This is a genomic window from Streptomyces sp. NBC_00005, from assembly GCF_045160215.1.
Taxonomy (GTDB): domain Bacteria; phylum Actinomycetota; class Actinomycetes; order Streptomycetales; family Streptomycetaceae; genus Streptomyces.
In genome coordinates, this window is sequence record NZ_CP108316.1 from 10,327,759 (window position 1) to 10,345,105 (window position 17,347).

15 protein-coding genes and 1 pseudogene are annotated in these 17,347 nt (G+C 68.6%); 11 read left to right on the forward strand and 5 right to left on the reverse strand.

What is annotated here, in order from left to right:
- Nucleotides 1–28: 28 nt before the first annotated feature.
- From OG303_RS47105 to OG303_RS47120, 4 genes are all read left to right on the forward strand, one after another.
- A complete protein-coding gene (locus OG303_RS47105; RefSeq protein ID WP_405876203.1) occupies nt 29–916 on the forward strand; it encodes a transporter substrate-binding domain-containing protein in 888 nt (295 codons plus the stop codon).
- Complete coding sequence (locus tag OG303_RS47110) at nt 916–2,835, forward strand: CocE/NonD family hydrolase (protein WP_405876204.1); 1,920 nt, start codon at nt 916–918, stop codon at nt 2,833–2,835. The genes OG303_RS47105 and OG303_RS47110 overlap by 1 nt, the downstream gene beginning before the upstream one ends.
- A complete protein-coding gene (locus OG303_RS47115; protein ID WP_405876205.1) occupies nt 2,828–4,222 on the forward strand; it encodes a CapA family protein in 1,395 nt (464 codons plus the stop codon). The genes OG303_RS47110 and OG303_RS47115 overlap by 8 nt, the downstream gene beginning before the upstream one ends.
- Nucleotides 4,223–4,293: 71 nt before the next feature.
- Nucleotides 4,294–4,464 carry a hypothetical protein gene (locus tag OG303_RS47120; RefSeq protein ID WP_405877822.1) on the forward strand — a complete coding sequence of 57 codons (171 nt, stop codon included), beginning with the start codon at nt 4,294–4,296 and terminating at the stop codon, nt 4,462–4,464.
- Nucleotides 4,465–4,616: 152 nt separating this feature from the next.
- Here OG303_RS47120 and OG303_RS47125 read toward each other — a convergent pair whose 3' ends face one another.
- Entirely contained in the window at nt 4,617–5,276 is a 660-nt protein-coding gene (locus OG303_RS47125) for an MSMEG_1061 family FMN-dependent PPOX-type flavoprotein (RefSeq protein ID WP_405876206.1), read from the reverse strand.
- Nucleotides 5,277–6,365: 1,089 nt separating this feature from the next.
- Here OG303_RS47125 and OG303_RS47130 point away from each other — a divergent pair.
- Nucleotides 6,366–7,052, forward strand: a complete 687-nt coding sequence (locus OG303_RS47130; protein WP_405876207.1) for a DUF4232 domain-containing protein — start codon at nt 6,366–6,368, stop codon at nt 7,050–7,052.
- 291 nt (nt 7,053–7,343) lie between these two features.
- On the opposite strand, the gene OG303_RS47135 is transcribed toward OG303_RS47130, so the two are convergent.
- A complete protein-coding gene (locus OG303_RS47135; RefSeq protein WP_405876208.1) occupies nt 7,344–7,997 on the reverse strand; it encodes a TetR/AcrR family transcriptional regulator in 654 nt (217 codons plus the stop codon).
- 85 nt (nt 7,998–8,082) lie between these two features.
- Here OG303_RS47135 and OG303_RS47140 point away from each other — a divergent pair, with 85 nt between their 5' ends.
- Together OG303_RS47140 and aspS are read left to right on the forward strand one after the other, a co-directional pair.
- Nucleotides 8,083–8,778, forward strand: coding sequence for an alpha/beta fold hydrolase (locus tag OG303_RS47140; protein ID WP_405876209.1), 696 nt, complete (start codon nt 8,083–8,085; stop codon nt 8,776–8,778).
- A 477-nt stretch (nt 8,779–9,255) separates the two neighbouring features.
- Nucleotides 9,256–10,578: an aspartate--tRNA(Asn) ligase gene (gene aspS / locus OG303_RS47145; protein ID WP_405876210.1), complete on the forward strand. Its 1,323-nt coding sequence runs from the start codon at nt 9,256–9,258 to the stop codon at nt 10,576–10,578.
- 68 nt (nt 10,579–10,646) lie between these two features.
- On the opposite strand, the gene OG303_RS47150 is transcribed toward aspS, so the two are convergent.
- Nucleotides 10,647–11,348, reverse strand: coding sequence for a restriction endonuclease (locus tag OG303_RS47150; RefSeq protein WP_405876211.1), 702 nt, complete (start codon nt 11,346–11,348; stop codon nt 10,647–10,649).
- A gap of 223 nt (nt 11,349–11,571) precedes the next feature.
- Between OG303_RS47150 and OG303_RS47155 the strand changes: the two are divergent.
- Together OG303_RS47155 and OG303_RS47160 are read left to right on the forward strand one after the other, a co-directional pair.
- Nucleotides 11,572–11,733, forward strand: a pseudogene (locus OG303_RS47155) (IS630 family transposase); the annotation flags it as partial.
- Between the two features lie 88 nt (nt 11,734–11,821).
- Complete coding sequence (locus tag OG303_RS47160) at nt 11,822–12,982, forward strand: serine hydrolase domain-containing protein (RefSeq protein ID WP_405876212.1); 1,161 nt, start codon at nt 11,822–11,824, stop codon at nt 12,980–12,982.
- Nucleotides 12,983–13,082: 100 nt separating this feature from the next.
- Here OG303_RS47160 and OG303_RS47165 read toward each other — a convergent pair whose 3' ends face one another.
- Nucleotides 13,083–14,534: an amidase gene (locus OG303_RS47165; RefSeq protein WP_405876213.1), complete on the reverse strand. Its 1,452-nt coding sequence runs from the start codon at nt 14,532–14,534 to the stop codon at nt 13,083–13,085.
- A gap of 341 nt (nt 14,535–14,875) precedes the next feature.
- On the opposite strand from OG303_RS47165, the gene OG303_RS47170 reads away from it, so the two are divergent.
- A complete protein-coding gene (locus tag OG303_RS47170) occupies nt 14,876–15,094 on the forward strand; it encodes a hypothetical protein (RefSeq protein ID WP_405876214.1) in 219 nt (72 codons plus the stop codon).
- A gap of 120 nt (nt 15,095–15,214) precedes the next feature.
- Here OG303_RS47170 and OG303_RS47175 read toward each other — a convergent pair whose 3' ends face one another.
- Complete coding sequence (locus OG303_RS47175; protein WP_405876215.1) at nt 15,215–15,832, reverse strand: TetR/AcrR family transcriptional regulator; 618 nt, start codon at nt 15,830–15,832, stop codon at nt 15,215–15,217.
- Nucleotides 15,833–15,892: 60 nt separating this feature from the next.
- Here OG303_RS47175 and OG303_RS47180 point away from each other — a divergent pair, with 60 nt between their 5' ends.
- Entirely contained in the window at nt 15,893–17,137 is a 1,245-nt protein-coding gene (locus OG303_RS47180) for an NADH:flavin oxidoreductase/NADH oxidase family protein (RefSeq protein ID WP_405876216.1), read from the forward strand.
- Nucleotides 17,138–17,347 lie beyond the last annotated feature (210 nt).

A 17,347-nucleotide genomic window follows, 5' to 3' on the forward strand; every position in this document is an offset into this window, starting at 1 on the left:
ACTCATCGCCTCTTTCAGGGAGTTCGACATGCCCAACGCACCCCTTTCCTCCCGTTCCGTCCGCAGATCCCGCCGCTCGTTCACAGCCATTGCCCTCTCCCTGTCCGGTCTCGTCCTCGCGGGCTGCGGCAGCGGTACCACCGGCAAGGCGTCGGACGACAATCCCTACGGCCTGATCCAGGCCGGCACCATCACCTCCGCCACCCAGACCGGCCAGCCGCCCTTCGCGTACGGTGACGACTCGGGCAAGCCGGTCGGGTTCATCGTCGATGTCACCGATCAAGCCGCGAAACGCCTGAAGCTCAAGGTCGACTACAAGTCCACGTCGGTCACCGGAGCGCTGGCGGGCCTGACCGCCGGTCAGTTCGACCTGGCATCCTCCGGGCTCGGCGTGACCGCGGAGCGCGAGAAGAGCGTCAGCTTCACCAAGCCGCTGTTCTGGAGCACGGTGACCGTCCTGACGACCAAGACGGGCACATCGGGCAAGATCTCCGACTTCGACGGCTTCACCGGCAAGAAGGTCGGCGTCGTGACCGGCTCCTCGCAGGAAGCGCAGCTGCCCACGCTGATCCCCAAGGGGGACCCGGTCCGCTTCCAGACCCAGAACACGGCGGTGAGCCAACTGCTCAACGGCAGCATCGACGCCTTCCTGGTCGGCGGCCCGGACGCGAAGGAGTTCATGAAGCAGTACAAGGGCCTGCGCGTGGCGGTGTCCGCGCCAGTGGACCACCCGACCTCGATGGCGGTTCCGAAGGGTCACACCGCCCTCCTCAAGGCGCTCGACGAACAGATCGCCGCCATGGTCGAGGACGGCACCTACGCCAAGCTCTACCGCAAGTACTTCGACACCGAGCCGGAGCCCGAACTCATCAAGGCCTGGCCCGCGTTGGCCGCTCAGTTCCCGGGGGCCAAGTAATGCCGGTGACCGAAATCGAGCGGGAGACCGAGTGGCAGCGAGTGCCGCTCGGGGGCGGCCGGACCTGCTGGCGCCTCGTCCTGCGGACACGGGCCAGAGACGGCGTCCTGCTCATCGCCGACCTCTACGCCGACCGCCCCGACCCGGGCGCCGGCCCGGTCATCCTGGAGCGCACACCGTACGGGCGCCGGGACGCCCGGGGTTCCGACGGCGCTCTCGGCGCCGAGAACCCGCCCGCCCCCGAGACCGTCGCCGAGGTGTTCACACGCGGCGGCTACCGGATCGTCCGCCAGGACTGCCGGGGCCGCGGCGACTCCGAGGGCACCTTCGTGAAGTACCTGAACGAAGCGACCGACGGCTACGACACCGTCGAGTGGATCGCCCAACAACCCTGGTGCGACGGCCGGGTGGCGACCATGGGCGTCTCCTACTCCGCGCACGCCCAGGCAGCCCTCGCCTCCCTCGGCGCACCCCATCTGGCCGCCATGTTCCTCGACTCCGGCGGCTTCGCCAGCGCCTACGAGGCCGGCACCCGGATGGGCGGCGCGTTCGAACTCAAGCAGGCGACCTGGGCGTTCCACCGCGCCAAAGTGAGCGAGACGGTCCGCTCCGACCCGGCACTGCGCGCGGCCCTGGACTCGGAGGACCTGAGCGCCTGGTTCACCCGGATGCCGTGGCGCCGCGGGGCCAGCCCACTGCGCTTCGTCCCGGAGTACGAGGACTACCTCCTCGAGCAGTGGGAGAACGGCGCGTTCGGGCCGTACTGGCAACAGCCCGGCATCTACGCCCGCGGCTTCTACGACGACTTCCCGGACGTCCCTAGCCTGCACATGTCCAGCTGGTACGACCCCTACGTCCGCACCGCCACGGAGAACTTCCGCGAACTGGGCCGCAAGAAGCAAAGCCCCGCCTATCTGGTGCTCGGCCCGTGGACCCACGGCAAGCGCAGCGAGACCTTCGCCGGCGATGTCGACTTCGGCCCGCACGCCCGGCTGGAGGGCAACCTCGACGAGCACTACGCGGCCATGCGGCTGCGGTGGTTCGACGCGCATCTCGCCCCGGAGGGGATGGCCGAACCGCCGCCCCTGGTGCGGTACTTCCTCATGGGCGGCGGCTCGGGCAGACGAACCGCCGAGGGCCGCCTCGACCACGGCGGCCACTGGCGAACAGCGACCACCTGGCCGCCGGAAGAGAGCAAGAGCCTCACCTTCGAACTGGGCCGGACCGGAGCCCTCACCGAACTGGCAACGACGAAGCCGCCGTTCGAGGCTGCGGCCGACGCCCCCTTCCTGGAGTACGACTTCGACCCCCGCGACCCCGTACCGACCCTCGGCGGCCAAGTCACCTCCGGCGAACCGGTGATGAGCGGCGGCGCGTTCCACCAGCACCCCGACGAGCGGTTCTTCGGCACGTCCGAACCCCATCTCCCCTTGGACAGCAGACCGGACGTACTGGTCTTCCAAACACCCCCGCTCACCGAGGACTTGGCGACAGCCGGACCCATCACCGTCCACCTGGCCGTGTCGTCCACCGCCGTCGACACCGACTTCACCGTCAAGCTCATCGACGTCCACCCACCGAGCGAGGACTGTCCACAGGGCTTCGCGATGAACCTCACCGACGGCATCCTGCGCTGCCGCTACCGCGACTCCTTCAGCGACCCCGAGCTGATGACCCCGGGAGAGGTCTACGAGATCACCGTCGAGGCGCCGGACACGGCGAACCTGTTCCTGGCCGGGCACCGGGTGCGGCTCGACGTCAGCTCCAGCAACTTCCCCCGCTTCGACGTCAATGCCAACACCGGCGGGCCGGAGGTCGGCGACCGGCGAAAGGTCGTGGCGACCAACCGCGTGTATGTGGGCGGCCGTTCGTGGCTCACCCTGCCTGTACTCGGCCGGAAGGACCTCCCGGATGACTGACGGAACGCTCACCCCCTCCTGGCGTGACGCGCGCGTCCCCGACGGCTTCACCCTCACCGCCGTGGGCGACCTGGTCCTCGACGACGCCCTCACCCCACTGCTCGAAGCCCGTTCCCCCGGCCTGCTGGAACTCCTCCGCTCGGCCGACGTGACCTTCGGGAACTTCGAGAGCACGGCCGTCGACCCGGGTACGTTCGGCGGCTGGCCGGAGGCGGAGTCCGGAGGCTCCTGGCTGATCAGTACGCCCCAAGTGCCCGCGGATCTCCGCAGGATGGGCTTCGACATGGTGGCGCGGGCCAACAACCACACCACCGACTGGGGCGTGGCGGGCATGCGCAGCACGGACCACCTGCTCACGCAGGCGGGCATCGTGCACGCCGGCACCGGCGCCACTCTCGCCGACGCGAGAGCCCCCCGGTTCCTCACCACCCCGTCCGGCCGCGTCTCCCTCGTCTCGGTGGCCACCCGCTTCGAGGCGATGTCCCGCGCGGCCGACGCCCTGGGCCGCGTCCCGGGCCGCCCCGGCGTCAACGCCCTGCGCACCACCAAGCACGTCTGCGTCCCCACCCACCGCCTGAGCGAACTCATACTGATTCGCGACGCGTTGCCCCCCGGCTCGGTACGCGCCTCAGCCCTCGAAGCCGACCGCCGCGACGGCACGGTGACCCTCTTCGGCACGAAGTACGCCGCCAAGCCCGGCCCCGAACCCCACACCGACGCCGTCGAGTTCCGCTTCTCCGTCCACGAGCAGGACCGCCACGAGGTGCTGCACGCGATACGGCAGGCCAAGCAGACCTCCGACTTCGCCATCGCGACGATGCACACCCATGAGCCCGGCAACTACAGCCAGGAACCCCCCGACTTCCTCCCTCTCATCGCCCGCGAGGCCATCGACAGCGGCGCCGACGCCTTCATCAGCCACGGCCCGCACCAGCTCCGCGGCATCGAGATCCACCGGGGCCGCCCGATCTTCTACTCCCTCGGCAACTTCTTCTTCATGGAGAACACCCAGCAGCCGCTCACCCGCGGCGCCTACGACAAGGACCCCACCCTCCCGGGCGAAACGGAGGCCGAGTTCCTGGAACGCAAACGCGTCCACGGTGTCTTCGGCGAGCAGATCTGGTACGAGTCCGTCGTCGCCGTCAGCCGCCATGCCGGCGACGGCACCCTGACCGCCGTAGAACTGCACCCGATCGAACTCCACTGGGCCGGCCCCCGCGACGCCGACCGGGGCATCCCACGCCTGGCCGAACCGGCCGCCGCCGAGCGGATCCTGCGGCGGCTGCAGCGGCTGTCGGAGCCGTTCGGGACGGAGATCCTGATCAAGGAAGGGATCGGCCACCTCATCCTGGGAAGCCCCCGAAAGCCGAAGCCCACGCCGGTGTGACACGTGCCGCGTGACCGAGAGAAGGCAGCCCAAGACGCCGACGATCATCGACATCGCGCGTGAGACGGGGGGTGTCGAAGTCGGCGATGTCGAGGGCACTGCTGGACCAGGGCGGGGTCAACGAGGACACCGGCCGCCGGGTCGCCGAGGTCGCCCAGCCGCTCGGATACGCCAACAACGCATGGCGCAGGGCCTGGTGGCCCAGCCCACGCACACCATCGGCGTACTGGCCCGCAAGGTGACCAACCCCCTCTACGGTCACCTCCAGGCCGCGCTGGAGAAACGCGCCGCCCGGCGCGGCTGTCGAGTCGCACGCGACGACGGGCACTGGGGACTTCGAACTGAGCCGGCCCGGGGATTCGGCCGGCTGGTGGCTCACTCGCAGGTCGGCCCCTTACTCGTACCGGTACTTCAGCGAGTCCGCCTCCGCCTGCTCGATGTCGGCGTTCGTCAGATCCGGCATCCGCAGCTGGGCCAGCGTCACCTCGGCCGAGGTCGGCTGGGCGTCCGCCGGCAGCCACTGCTCCGGCTTCCAGGCCCCGCTGCGCAGCAGCGACTTGGGGCAGTGCGGGTAGACCTCCTCGATCCCCAGCACCAGCGCACTGGCCGGCGGCTTGCCCACGGCGGTCAGCTGCGACAGCAGCTCCGGGCGGGTGGAGACGACAGCCCGGCCGTTCACCCGCAGGGTGGTGGTCCGCCCGGGGATGACGAACAGGAGCCCGGCCCGCCCGGTGGCGATGACGTTCTGCAGAGTGTCCAGCCGCTTGTTGCCGGTCGCGTCCGGTATCGCCACCGTCCGGGCGTCCAGGACGGCGACGAACCCGGCGGGGCCGCCGCGCGGCGAGACGTCGCAGTTGCCCTCGGCGTCCGCGCTGGCGACCAGAACCAGCGACGAGCAGCCGATCAACTGCCGTGTCTGCTCGGTGAGTTCGGTCATCTGCTTGCGCACCGCCGCGTCGCTGGGGAGCGCGTAGGCCCGGCGCAGCGCCTCCCGGTCCGGCACGGCGTCGAGGCGGAGCGAGTCGAAGGCACTGCCGGCAAGGGATGTCGTCATGCCTCCGACCTTAACGAGCCGACCTGCGATCGATCTTGGTCGGTGTTGTATTCGGCGTCGTAGGGCGGCGTTGAGCGTCGGGGCCGCGTGGGCGGCCGCGTACCTCCTCGGGAGGGGTCCCAGGACCGGCGGGTTAGACATACCGACCGGGAATCCGCCCTTGGAAACAGGAGGTCCAACCCATGAGGTCGATGACGATCGTCCTGGCACGTCGTCATCCCGCGTCACTCGCATGCGACTTCGCATCAGCCAGGGGGGACATGCACCACCTCGTAGAAGTGCTGGGGGACTCGCGGACCTACCGCAGTGGTAGGCGGGCTGACGAAGCTCGCCACCTGGTGAAGACAGTTGCTCGCCAATTGCGTCGTATCAGCCGACGCCTCTACATAGGACCATGTGGGCACGCCCGACGGCACAACCGGCTTGGCAACTACGTCAGTGTCCATGTCCGCGATGCTCTCGATGATGGTGGTCTCAGGACCGTCGCCAGAGAGCTCGCCCACATCTCCAGGGTGCTGCAGAAGGTTGGGCCCTGGTCCGGGGCCTCCATGGTGGTGCGTGACAGCTCGGGGGAGAGCACCGCATCCCGCATGGGGGAAATTTGTCAGTCGCTTGCGGCCGTACTCGCCACGATTGTTCTTGACCTGACCGCTGCCGACCTCACAGGCATCGACCCCAATCGGCTAACTCCGATCCATGCACTCTGGTCATCCGGCACCCTCTGGCACCCCGGCGTCGCTGACCGGATACGCACCTCCTCTCGGGAAGTCGGCCCCGGCATCTACCTCGTATGACCGCTTGTTTGAAACGTTGGACGTGAACGTCGTACGGCACAACGCGATCTGACTGAGCGTTTGGTCCTGTGCGGTGTGGTCAGCGACACGCATCCGGATCGCCGGCTCGCACGCGGGCGCGCAGTGAAAGCTCCACGTTCCTTTACATCGTGACGATGTCACCGGTCTGCGACAGCGGTGTCGTGGAACGACCACTCCGGTATCCCCTCGGTTCACAGCTCCCTCCTAGTGATCGAACAACCACCGAGGAGCCGTTACCGATTCGGCTCAACCACTCGATACCAAGGGGTCTTTCATGTCCGGCAACCGTCGCAAGGCTTTTCTCGTCTCCGCAGTCCTCGTCGGCGGCGCCATGCTGATGACGGCGTGTCAGGACGCGGACGCCGACGCCGGCGCCACGCAAAGCCCTTCGTCGGCCACCGCGGCCACCCCGTCCGGCTCGTCGACCACGGGCAGCACTCAGGGCGGCGGGACGGACTCCGCAGGGCAGGACTCCACCGGCGGGAAGAGCTCCGGCGGGCAGAGCACGGCCGGCGGGACGGGCTCCGACGCGAGCAGCAAGGTCGGCAACTGCCGCACCGACGATCTGAAGATCACGGCGACCGACAGCACCATCACAGGCGACCCCGACGGCACCGTCGCGGTGCAGCTGAAGAACGCCGGCGGCCGCGCCTGTGCGGTGAGCGGATACGCGGGCGTCGACCTGAAGACCAGCGCGGGGTCGCTGTCCGCGAAGCGCACCGGCGAGAAGGGCAGCTCGGTCCTCCTCAAGAGCGGGCAGTCGGTGTACTTCGGAATCGACTACCCGCTCAACAAGTCGGGCGGCTCCGGCGTCCGCATCACGGGGCTGCTGGTGACCCCGCCGAACGAGACGAAGACGGTCACCCTCGCCTGGCCGGGCGCCGGCACGCTGCCCGTCACGGACGGCTCCGGCTCCCCGGTGAAGGTCGGCCCGGTCGGAAGCGCCGGCCAGGGCGGCTGACCGTCGCCCTTCATGACGACTGATGGAGACCTCATCGGGTTCTGGCCCTACCACGTGAGTGGTGAGGCTCGTGCCTGCAGGCAGCGAGCCTCACAGCTCGGAGGCGTGGAAGCCCTGGTTCGAGCCTGCGCGGGAGAGCTGCGGACCGGCCACAACCTTTGGCAGTTCAAGCACTGGAACAAGGGCCTGAATGCAACCGACGGGTGCGATACCCGTAAGGAGGTGATCCTTGCGGAGGCATTGGTGGCTCCGGAGGTCAGGTCGGTGATGTCTGCGGGTTCTGATGACGCTTCAGGGTTTGCGTGAGGGCATTGACGTGCTCCGCGCTGTGTCGGTGCTGGTCGTGTTGCTGCTGGGGAGTTCCTGGGAGCGGTAGGAGGTTGAGTCGTTGTCGCTGGGCAGGTGCTCGACTGCGGCGAGGAAGTCGTGGAAGGCCCGGGTGGTGCGGGTGGTGTCGGCGGTGGCGTCGAGGTCCATGAGGAGACCACGGATGACGGCGAGGACGAGCGTTGCCAGCTCGGGCCGGCCGATGCTGCGCAGGCCGTCCTCGAGCGGCCCGAGCCAGTCGGTCGTGCCGGCGCGCCGAAAGTCCGGCCACAGCTGTTGCCCTGCGCTCTCGCGCAGCTGACCGAACATCTGCAGGTACGGCCGCCCGTCCGCGCCGGTGATCGAGGTCCAGGCGCGATCCAGGGTGGCGGTGTAGTGCTCGTCGGGTCGCGCCCGCAGGAGGTCGCCGAATGCGTCGAGCTGGCGTTGGCGCGCGTGCGCGAGGACGGCCCGCAACAGGGCGTCGCGGGTGCCGAAGTGATAGATCAGCATTCGGGCCGAGGTGCCGGTGGCGGTGACCAGCGGCTCGAGCCGGTCGGGGAGGCCGTGTGCGAGGGCGTAATCGGTGCAGGCGTCGAGCAGCCTGTCCTTGATGTGTGGCTGCGGTCGTCTGCCCATGCCGCCATTTTTTCGCGTAACGGCGACTACGTCTACCGTTGATCGAAAGGCGGTCGAGCCAGTCGAGGCGGACGTGGAGGCAGCGATGAGGGTCGTGTTCGTGCATGGGGCGTGCGTGCGGGACGGGTCGTGGTGGTGGCACCGCACCGCCGAACTGCTGCGGGAACGAGAGGTACTGAGCGTGGCCCCGGCGCTGCCGAGTTGCGGTGAGGCGGGCGTGCCCGGCGGCGCCGGCGGTCCGGGGCTGTCCGAGGACGTCGCGGCGGTACGGAAGGCGCTGCTGGACACTGACGAGCCGACCGTTGTGGTCGCCCACAGCTACGGCGGCATCGTCACCGCGGAAGCCGCCGCGGGCGTCGGGTCGGTACGCCACCTGGTGCTGGTCTCCAGTTACCTGCCCGAGGTCGGGCAGAGCCTGTCGGAGTTCGGGGACGGGAGCCCCGCCTCGTTCCTCGACGTCGACCCCGACGCCGGCACGTTCGGGGTTCGCCCCGAGCTGCTCGTGGACACATTCCTGCAGGACTGCGACCCCGAGGTCCAGGCGCAGGCGGCGGACCACCTCGCCCGGCAGAGCGTGCAGGTGACCGGGCAGCCGGTCGGGGCGGCCGCATGGCAGCAGGTGCCCTCGACGTACGTAGTCTGCGCCCAGGACCGGGGCACCCCGCCCCGCCTGCAGCGCGAGTTCGCCCGCCGGGCCGGCAGTGTCGTCGAACTCGACGCCGGCCACCACCCGTTCCTGTCCCGGCCCGCCGCGGTCCGGGACCTGCTGCTGAGCCTGTGACAGCGGCCGTTCCGAGTGCCTCCCGGCTGAGCCGGGGATACCAACAGAGTGCCTCGTGGCGCACTGGGTTCGCTCGACTGTCCAGCGCTGACCACTCCGGCGCCCGTGCGCGGGGACGTCGCCGATCCCGTACGTCGATCGGCCATGCCGCGCCGACATCTGATTACTCGTTGCAGCGGCATTTGGCACCCTTCTATCCTGGATCGCAACGCGTCGAAGGAGACAAGTAGCTACGGGATCACGCGAGTAGAGAGAGCTGCCGACAGCTGTGAAGGCGGTCTCGCGTCCTTTGGTGAAGACCCTCCGGAGCGCGGGGAGGAACGGCCTCTGTGGCCCAATGCCCCGCCGGCCGGCCCCCGTTATCGGGCATGAACGAGGCTGCCGCCGGCTGGCGGTGGCAAAGGCGTGGTGGCACCGCGAGTACCCTTCTCGCCCACGCTCCCAAGGGATCATGACGACGCCCCTTGGAGGGCTGCGATGATCCACACGACTAGGCGCGTATTGGTCTCTGACCTGAGACAACACGCCGGTGAGACGGTTTCTGTCTCCGGCTGGGTGAACACGCTCCGGCTGCAGGCCACAATGCAGTTCGTGGTCGTACGCGATCACACTGGCAGGGTGCAGGTCACCCATCGCCGTGGCGGCGAGGGTGACGAAACCGAGGCCGCCCTGGAAAGTGTGACCGCCGAGTCCGCGGTCCGCATCACCGGGCGGGTGGTCGACAACGCGATCGTGAAGCTCGGTGGCCTGGAGCTTGTCCCTGAAACCGTCGAGGTCCTGAACCGGGCCGAGACACCACTCCCGATCGACGAGCAGACCGGCCTCGAGCACCGTCTGGACTGGAGGTTCCTCGACGTACGGATCCGCCCCCAGGCACAGTTGCTGTTCGCGGCGCAGACCACCTTCGAGCAGGGCATGCGCGAGTACGCCTACAGCCAGGGCTGCACAGAGATGCACACCCCCAAGCTCATGGGCACCGCTTCGGAGTCCGGCGCTGAGGTATTCGAGCTCGGCTACTTCGACCGCCCCGCCTACCTGGCGCAGTCGCCGCAGTTCTTCAAACAGATGGCGATCGCGGCCGGCATCGACAAGGTCTTCGAAATCGGACCTGTCTTCCGCGCGGAGCGGTCGTTCACGTCCCGGCACGCGACGGAGTTCACCGGCGTGGACGTGGAGCTCGCGTGGATCACGGACGCCGAGGACGTCATGCGCTTCGAGGAGTACATGCTCGCTCATGGCCTGGCCAAAGTCGCCGTGCAGCACGCTGACGCGATCCGCGAGGTGTTCGGTGTGGAGGTGGCCGTACCTCGGATGCCGTTTCCGCGCATCACCATGGCCGAGGCTCAAGAGATCTTGCGCGGCAAGGGCTGGGACCCGGAGGGGGTGAAGGAGGACCTGGACCCCGAGGGCGAACGTGGCGTTGCGGCGCACATCAAGGAGCAGACGGGCCACGAGTTCGTGTTCATCACGCACTATCCGACGAGCATCCGGCCCTTCTACCACATGCGCCCCGCGGACAGGCCGGACCTGACGCTGAGCTTCGACCTTCTCTGGAAGGGCCTGGAGATCAGCACCGGCGCGCAGCGCGAGCACCGCTACGAAGTGCTGGTCGAGCAGGCCGCCGAGAAGGGCATGAGCACCGAGCCGCTGCAGGACTATCTGAACGCCTTCCGCTACGGCTGCCCACCGCACGGCGTTCTGGGCATGGGGCTGGGCCGGGTGATGATGGTGATGCTCGGGCTGGACTCGATCCGTGAGGCCACGTTCTTGTTCCGCGGTCCGAACCGCCTGACCCCGTAGGCGCGTTCACGCAGGATTGGGGTCCCCGGTAGCGGTGTGGTCAGGTGTGCACCGCCACTTGGGCAGTTCTATGCGGTGTCCGCCTCCGGCTTGCGGGTGGTGTTCGGCTTTCGGCGCGGCCCGTCACCGGCTCCGTTGAGTGGGAGCAAGGATTCCAGGGGTGCGCCGCTGTTCCAGGCGCCGAACAGGTCGCGGTTGATGGCGTTGATGTCGTGCCGCACAGCGAGGTCTCGGGCGGCCTTCCCGAACGGGCAGGTGGCGACGAACAGCGCCACATCCGCTTTGTGTTCGAGTTTCGCTGTGCCGACGAACTTCTGCATGTCCCCGCTGGGGACGTACCGGTGGGGTGCGTAGTGCTTGACCTGGGCCACCAGGTGCCGGCCGTCGGGAAGTGTGCCGACGACGTCTGCTCCGAGATCGCCCGAGCCTCCGGTGACGGTGACGTTGGTGCATCCGTCGCGGCGGCACAGTTCGGCGACGTAGTGCTCGAAGTCTTGCCAGCTCATGGCGTCGATGGTGGCCATGGAGCGTTCGAGTTCCATGCGCCGGTTCTGCTCGCGCCAGGCGCGGTCGCCCGTCCGCTCCCGTAGGTGTGCTCTCCACAGGACCCATCCCAGGCCGGCGAGCGCGGTGACGCACAGGATGGTGATCAGGAGCCAGGGTGACTGCCACAGCACGCACAGGACCGCCGCCACGACGGCCGCCGCGAAACTGATGCGCTGCCTGGCTTCGCGGCGTCGCGCAGCCTTGCTGAGGCGCCTCGTCTTCACAGCCGTCAAGCCTCCCCTCATTCGTGATCTTCCGATCAGTGTGGAAGTGGTCCGGCAGGTGGCCAAGAGGGCCTTCTCGGCCATGTCCGTAGCGGACATTCCGGAGAGCGGTCAGTCATGGCTGCTCGCGGTGTTTGTCCCGTTCCTTCCGGAGCCTCATCTCGCGTGCGCTGCAGGAGCCGCGGTGACACCGCTCCACGCTCATGCTGACCTGGCTTCGCCGTTCACCATCGCCGGCTTCAACCACCACAACCACACCACCCGGGCCCTGCACTCCCACCTGCATCGGCGCAACACCAACGCCCGCCACCCCGGCCTCCTCGCCGCCCAACGCCGCGAACGCACCCGAATCCGCAGCGAGAAGGGCCTACGCTGGGGCGGCAGGTCCCTTCGTCCGGCAGCCGGACGCCGCGACACGCTGCCACCCGGGCTCCGGCCTCCGTGCAGTTCATCTCGGGAGAAAGCAGACCGCCATGACGCGCTGCCTGCGGCCCCGTGCCCTCCTGCTCGGCGCCGCGCTCGTCCTCGCCCAGCCCGTCCTGGGCCCGTCGACCGCCCGCACTGCGACCACCGGGTCCGGCGTGGACTGCGACCGGATCTGGCAGACGCCGGAGGACAACGGCACGTTCTACGAGACCAACCGCACCCGCATCGATCCCCGTCCCGGCCACGGTTGGACGGTCGGCTCCCCGCAGTCGGTCGGAATGGACCCGGCGGTGCTGGAGGCCGGGTTGCGCCAACTCGGCCGGGAGCGGTCGGTGTTCAGCGCGCTGGTGGTGCGGCACGGCCGACTGGTGGCCGAGCGGTACTTCCACGGCAGCCGCCGGAACCACAGCAACAACGTCCACTCGGCGTCCAAGAGCATGCTCCAGGCACTGATCGGGATTGCTGTGCGGCAGGGCTTCATCGGCAGCATCGACGACCCCGTGCACCGGTACCTGCCGGAGTACTTCGCCGACGCCCCGGCCGCCGAGCGGCGGATGACGCTCCGGCACCTGCTGACCATGACCGCCGGGTGGGAGTGGCAGGAGGACGAGACCGAGTACACGGTCGAGAAGCAGCGCGACTGGGTGAAGGCGATCGTCGACCGGGACCTCGCGCACGAGCCCGGCACTGCGTTCACCTACAGCACGGGGAACACGCACCTGCTCTCCGCAGTGCTCCAGCGGGCCAGTGGCCTCAACACCTGCGAGTTTGCCCGGCGTTATCTGTTCGATCCGCTCGGAATCACGGCCGAGCACTGGGGACGGGACCCGCAGGGGGTCTACTCGGGTGGTTACAACCTCTACCTGACGCCACGGGAGCTGGCGAAGTTCGGGCTGCTCTACCTGAACCAAGGGCGGTGGCAGGGCCGACAGGTTGTTCCCCGGGAGACGGTCACGCAGTCGATGCGGCCGGTTGTCCGCGCCGGTGACGGGTACTCATACGCGCACGGATGGTGGGTCCGTCGGATCGGCGGCCGCACCGTGCCGTTCGCCTGGGGGTACGGAGGCCAGTACATCTACCTGCTGCCCGCGGCGGACGTCGTCGTGGTGGTCACCGAGAACACCCGGGTGAGCCACGAGAACGTGGACGTGGATCTGCGTACGTTCCTGGAGGACCATGTCCTTCGGTCTGTCCGCGCGCGTGGGTGAGGGAGGAGGGTGACATTCGCGTGCCGGCAACGACTGTGCGCATTCGGAGGATCTCGTCGTGATCCGCACTTCGCCTCGACGGACACCCCGGTAGTACGCCCTACTTCGGTGCCTGGAAGCCGCCGATCCGCTGCTCGAGCAGTTCGGCCAGCCGCAGTGGGGTGCGGTCCTCGAACATCGGACCGATGAGCTGCACTCCCACCGGCAGACCCTCGGGGGACCGGCCCGCCGGTACGGCGGTGGCGGGCAGGCCGGGCATGGTGGCCACACCGGCCCAGACGAGCTGGTCGAAGTACGGGTACGCGACGCCGTCGATGTCGATCCGGCGTTGCCTCGGATCGGGGTTGTGGTCGTGCGGGAACGCGGGAGTGGGCGTGATGGGACACATCACGGCGTCGAACTCGGCGAAGAGCTGCCGCCAGTCGTGACGGTGGAGCTCGCGACGGTTGTTCGCCTCGATCCAGTCGAGGTGGTTGAACGCCATGGCGCGCAGTCGCGCCGCATCGAGACTCAGGTCGTCCGCGCTCAGTCCGGCGGCGCGGGTGCGCAGTTGCTCGTACGTTTCGACGGGAAAACGTGCAACGGAGCTCGAGAACAGCAACTGCGTGTAGAGCAGCGCGGCTTCGGTCAGATCGGGCAGCAGCGGACTGTGCCGCTCGACGCGGGCGCCACCGTCGACGAGAGCGTCGGCAACCCGGTTCACGCCCACCCGGACAGCGGACCCGGTCGGGATGAGCGGATGCTCGTCCAGGACCAGGACCCGGAAGTCGCAGAGCCGCTCGTGGCGCGCGGGCGGCAGCGTCACGTCGTGTGCCACACCGAGCGTCAGGGGGTCCGGTCCGGCCATGACGTCGAGCAGGAGCGTGAGGTCGCGGGCAGTGCGCGCCATCGGACCGACGACGGCGAGGTCAGGGTCGGCCGGCAAGGCCGGCGCGGGCGGCGGGACCATACCGCGGGTCGCCGCCAGCCCGAGCGTCGGCTTGTGCGCGTAGACACCGCAGAAATGTGCGGGAGTGCGCAACGAACCGGCGAGGTCGGAGCCGATGGACAGCGCGCCGAATCCGGACGCCAGGGCCGCCGCTGATCCGCCGGAGGATCCACCCGGCGTGCGACCGTGATTCCACGGGTTGTTGGTGGTGCCGTGGATCTCGTTGAAGGTCTGCACATCTTGCAGCCCCAAAGGCACATTGGTCTTACCGAGCACCACCGCGCCCGCGGCCTTGAGCCGCGACACCTGCACCGCGTCCTCGGCCGGCATGTAGTTCCGGTGTAGCGGCATGCCCCAGGACGTGGGCAGCCCGGCGATGTTGTAGGACTCTTTGACCGTCACCGGAATGCCGAGCAGCGGCCGGTCCTCACCGCGGGCGCGCGCCTGGTCGGCGTCGCGCGCGGCGGCTCGTGCACGGTCGAAGTCCGGCACGCAGATCGCGTTGATGGCCTTGTCGTCCCGCTCGATACGGGCGATCGCCTCGTCGGTCAGTTCCGCCGAGGTCACTTCACCGGCACGCAAGGCAGCCGCGAGTTCTTCGGCCGTCGGAAAATTCCACTCCATGAATCGGACCGTATCGGCCACTGGAAGAGGCCACGAAATGCCGCTTCACGCAACGGGTCGGATGTCCCAACACGCATGATGTTTCTCTTCGTCCACAGACGATTCGCCCGACCGATGGCGATGGCGATGGCGACGCGCGGCGGCTTCGCCTCAGTCCCACAGATACCGCTGTGCTCCAGCTGTGGCCCGCGTAAGGGGCAGAACCTCAGTAGCGAGGCAGAGGAATCACGCTGTCGTACGCATCACGGAAGAGCGCACCGGAGTCCTGGCGGCTTTGCCTGGTGAGAGCTCTGGATGGTCGTTGAGCTGCGTGCCGGCCGATTCCGGCGCATGGTGGTGCTATGGATGAGCGCCCGTCCGCGGTCGTGCTGCCGCCGTCTGAGGACGGCGGCCGAAGCGTCACGATCCAAGGTGAACGCGTGGGAACCGCCTACAGCCTGTTCGACGTGCTGGAATTCCTGCACCAAGCGGGCCTTCCTGCGGAGGACAGGGCCGTCGACGACCCTGAACTGATCGAGTGGCGCGGCGGCGGACCGTACGACTGGAACAGCACCGCGTAGCACCATGCAGCTTCCCTGAACCGGCTCTACGGCCCGCCTCGGCGCGAGCGCCACCTAGGGCGAGCAGCCGCAGGAGCTGGAGAAGCCGCAGGAGCTGGAGAAGAGCGTCCTTCTCCGCCGTCACGGAGATGCCGGTGATTCAGCGCGGCGGGCAGCGCCCTCGCCACCCACCGTGAGAATCGCTTCGATGGACGACCGGACGCGGGTCGACATCTCCTCGGAGTGGTCGGCCGGGAGCTTCCCGTCCAGGTGCAGGAAGGCGAGGCCGTGGACCAGGGACCAGCCGGCCGTCGCGAGGGCAGGTGCGTTCGCCTCGGGGAAAACACTCGCCACGGCAGCGGACACGAGATCCTGAACCTCGGCCGCGGCCTGGACGCGCTGGGCGCTGGAGTCGTCGCATGTGTGGCCGAACATGCGCCGGAAGACGGCCGGCCGCCTCAGCGCGAACCGCACGTACGCCAGGCCCAGTTCGGCGAGGTCGGACACCGACGTGGGCGCGGTGACGGCCCGTGCCAAGTCCTCCTTGAGATCCCGGAAACCCTCGGCCGCGACCGCCGACTCCAAGGCGTCCTTGTCGGCGTAATGGCGGTAGGGGGCCGCGGCGGACACGCCGGCACGCCGTGCCACGGCGCGCAAGGAGAACGTTTCGCTGCCCTCCTCCAGGAGTTCCATGGCGGCCCTGAGCAGGGCCGACCGGAGGTCGCCGTGGTGGTAGCCGTCGCCGGACGATGTTGACACTGTTCACTTCCCCAGTAATGTGGACACTGTTAACTTACCTCACGTCTCGGCGAGGCCCCCATGCAGCACGACCTCTTCACACGGCTGGAACTGCCCAGCGGTGCCGTCCTCCCCAACCGGCTCGCGAAGGCCGCGATGGAGGAGAACATGGCTGCGCCCGGCCAGCTTCCCGGGGACCGGATCCTTCGCCTGTACGAGCGGTGGGGCCGAGGCGGGGCCGGGCTCCTCATCACCGGCAACGTGATGATCCACGCCGACGCACTGACCGGGCCCGGCGGGATCGTCCTGGACGAGGACTCACCCATCGAGCCGTTCAGGCAGTGGGCCGCTGCCGCCAAACGAGGCGGATCCCAGGTCTGGATGCAGATCAATCACCCCGGGCGCCAGGTGTACGCCGAGATGCCCGGGGTCGCCTGGGCACCGTCCGCCATCCGTGTCGACATAGGCAAACAGAGCAAGCGCCTCGCGCAGCCCACGGAGATGACCTCCGAGCAGATCCTGGCCACCATCGCGCGCTTCGTCGAGACCGCCCGCCGTGCGGAGCTCGCCGGCTTCGACGGCGTCGAAGTGCACGCCGCCCACGGCTACCTGATCTCACAGTTCCTCTCGCCACTGACCAACCGGCGCACGGACGAGTGGGGAGGTGACCTCCCTCAACGGGCGCGCATTCTGACCGACGTCGTACGCGGTATCAGGGACACGGTCAGTCCCTCGTTCGCTGTGGCGGTGAAGCTGAACTCGGCCGACTTCCAGCGCGGCGGGTTCGACGCGGCGGACGCCAGAGCCGTGATCGGCATGCTGGCCCCGCTCGGTGTCGACACGGTGGAACTGTCCGGCGGCAGCTACGAAAGCCCGGCCATGTCAGGGCATTCCGCGGACTCCCGCACGAAGGCCCGCGAGGCGTACTTCCTCACCCTCGCCGAGGAACTCGTGGCGACAAGTCCCCTGCCCCTCATGCTGACTGGCGGAATCGTCAGACGACCGGTCGCGGAAGAGGTACTCGCCAGCGGGGTCGCCCTAGTCGGCATGGGCAGCGCCCTGAGCGTCGACCCCGACCTCCCCAACCACTGGCGCGAAGGAACCGACGCCAAGGTCGAACTGAGTCCGGTCCTCATCAAGGACAAGTCCCTGGCCGCCGCCGCCAGCATGTCCCGCATCCGGTACCAGTTGCGCCGCATCGCACACAGCCGCCCGACGAACCCCCAAGTGAACCCGACGCTCGCACTCCTGCGGGAGTCCATCACGAGTAAGCGCTCCCTGCGGCAGTACCGGACGTGGTTGGAACGCAAGAACACCCATGCTTGAAATGCCGCCGCCCCCGGACCGCTTCCGACGTGGTCACCGCATCCGGGTCCAGGTGTCCAGCGGGGCCTTCCCTCGCTACAACCGCAATCCCGGCACCGGCGAACCCAGGGCAAACTGCCACGACCCTCCGCGCCGCGGATCAGGAGGTGTTCCACGATCCCGAGCACCCGTCCGCGGTACTCCTGCCGGTCCGGCAACCGATGCATGGGG

Excerpts from the sequence above, each read along its gene's own strand:
- OG303_RS47105 (WP_405876203.1), top strand. The coding sequence starts at position 29 with ATGCCCAACGCACCCCTTTCCTCCCGTTCCGTCCGCAGATCCCGCCGC.
- OG303_RS47110 (WP_405876204.1), top strand. The coding sequence starts at position 916 with ATGCCGGTGACCGAAATCGAGCGGGAGACCGAGTGGCAGCGAGTGCCG.
- OG303_RS47115 (WP_405876205.1), top strand. The coding sequence starts at position 2,828 with ATGACTGACGGAACGCTCACCCCCTCCTGGCGTGACGCGCGCGTCCCC.
- OG303_RS47125 (WP_405876206.1), bottom strand. The coding sequence starts at position 5,276 with ATGACGACATCCCTTGCCGGCAGTGCCTTCGACTCGCTCCGCCTCGAC.
- OG303_RS47130 (WP_405876207.1), top strand. The coding sequence starts at position 6,366 with ATGTCCGGCAACCGTCGCAAGGCTTTTCTCGTCTCCGCAGTCCTCGTC.
- OG303_RS47135 (WP_405876208.1), bottom strand. The coding sequence starts at position 7,997 with ATGGGCAGACGACCGCAGCCACACATCAAGGACAGGCTGCTCGACGCC.
- OG303_RS47140 (WP_405876209.1), top strand. The coding sequence starts at position 8,083 with ATGAGGGTCGTGTTCGTGCATGGGGCGTGCGTGCGGGACGGGTCGTGG.
- aspS (WP_405876210.1), top strand. The coding sequence starts at position 9,256 with ATGATCCACACGACTAGGCGCGTATTGGTCTCTGACCTGAGACAACAC.
- OG303_RS47160 (WP_405876212.1), top strand. The coding sequence starts at position 11,822 with ATGACGCGCTGCCTGCGGCCCCGTGCCCTCCTGCTCGGCGCCGCGCTC.
- OG303_RS47165 (WP_405876213.1), bottom strand. The coding sequence starts at position 14,534 with ATGGAGTGGAATTTTCCGACGGCCGAAGAACTCGCGGCTGCCTTGCGT.
- OG303_RS47170 (WP_405876214.1), top strand. The coding sequence starts at position 14,876 with ATGGATGAGCGCCCGTCCGCGGTCGTGCTGCCGCCGTCTGAGGACGGC.
- OG303_RS47180 (WP_405876216.1), top strand. The coding sequence starts at position 15,893 with ATGCAGCACGACCTCTTCACACGGCTGGAACTGCCCAGCGGTGCCGTC.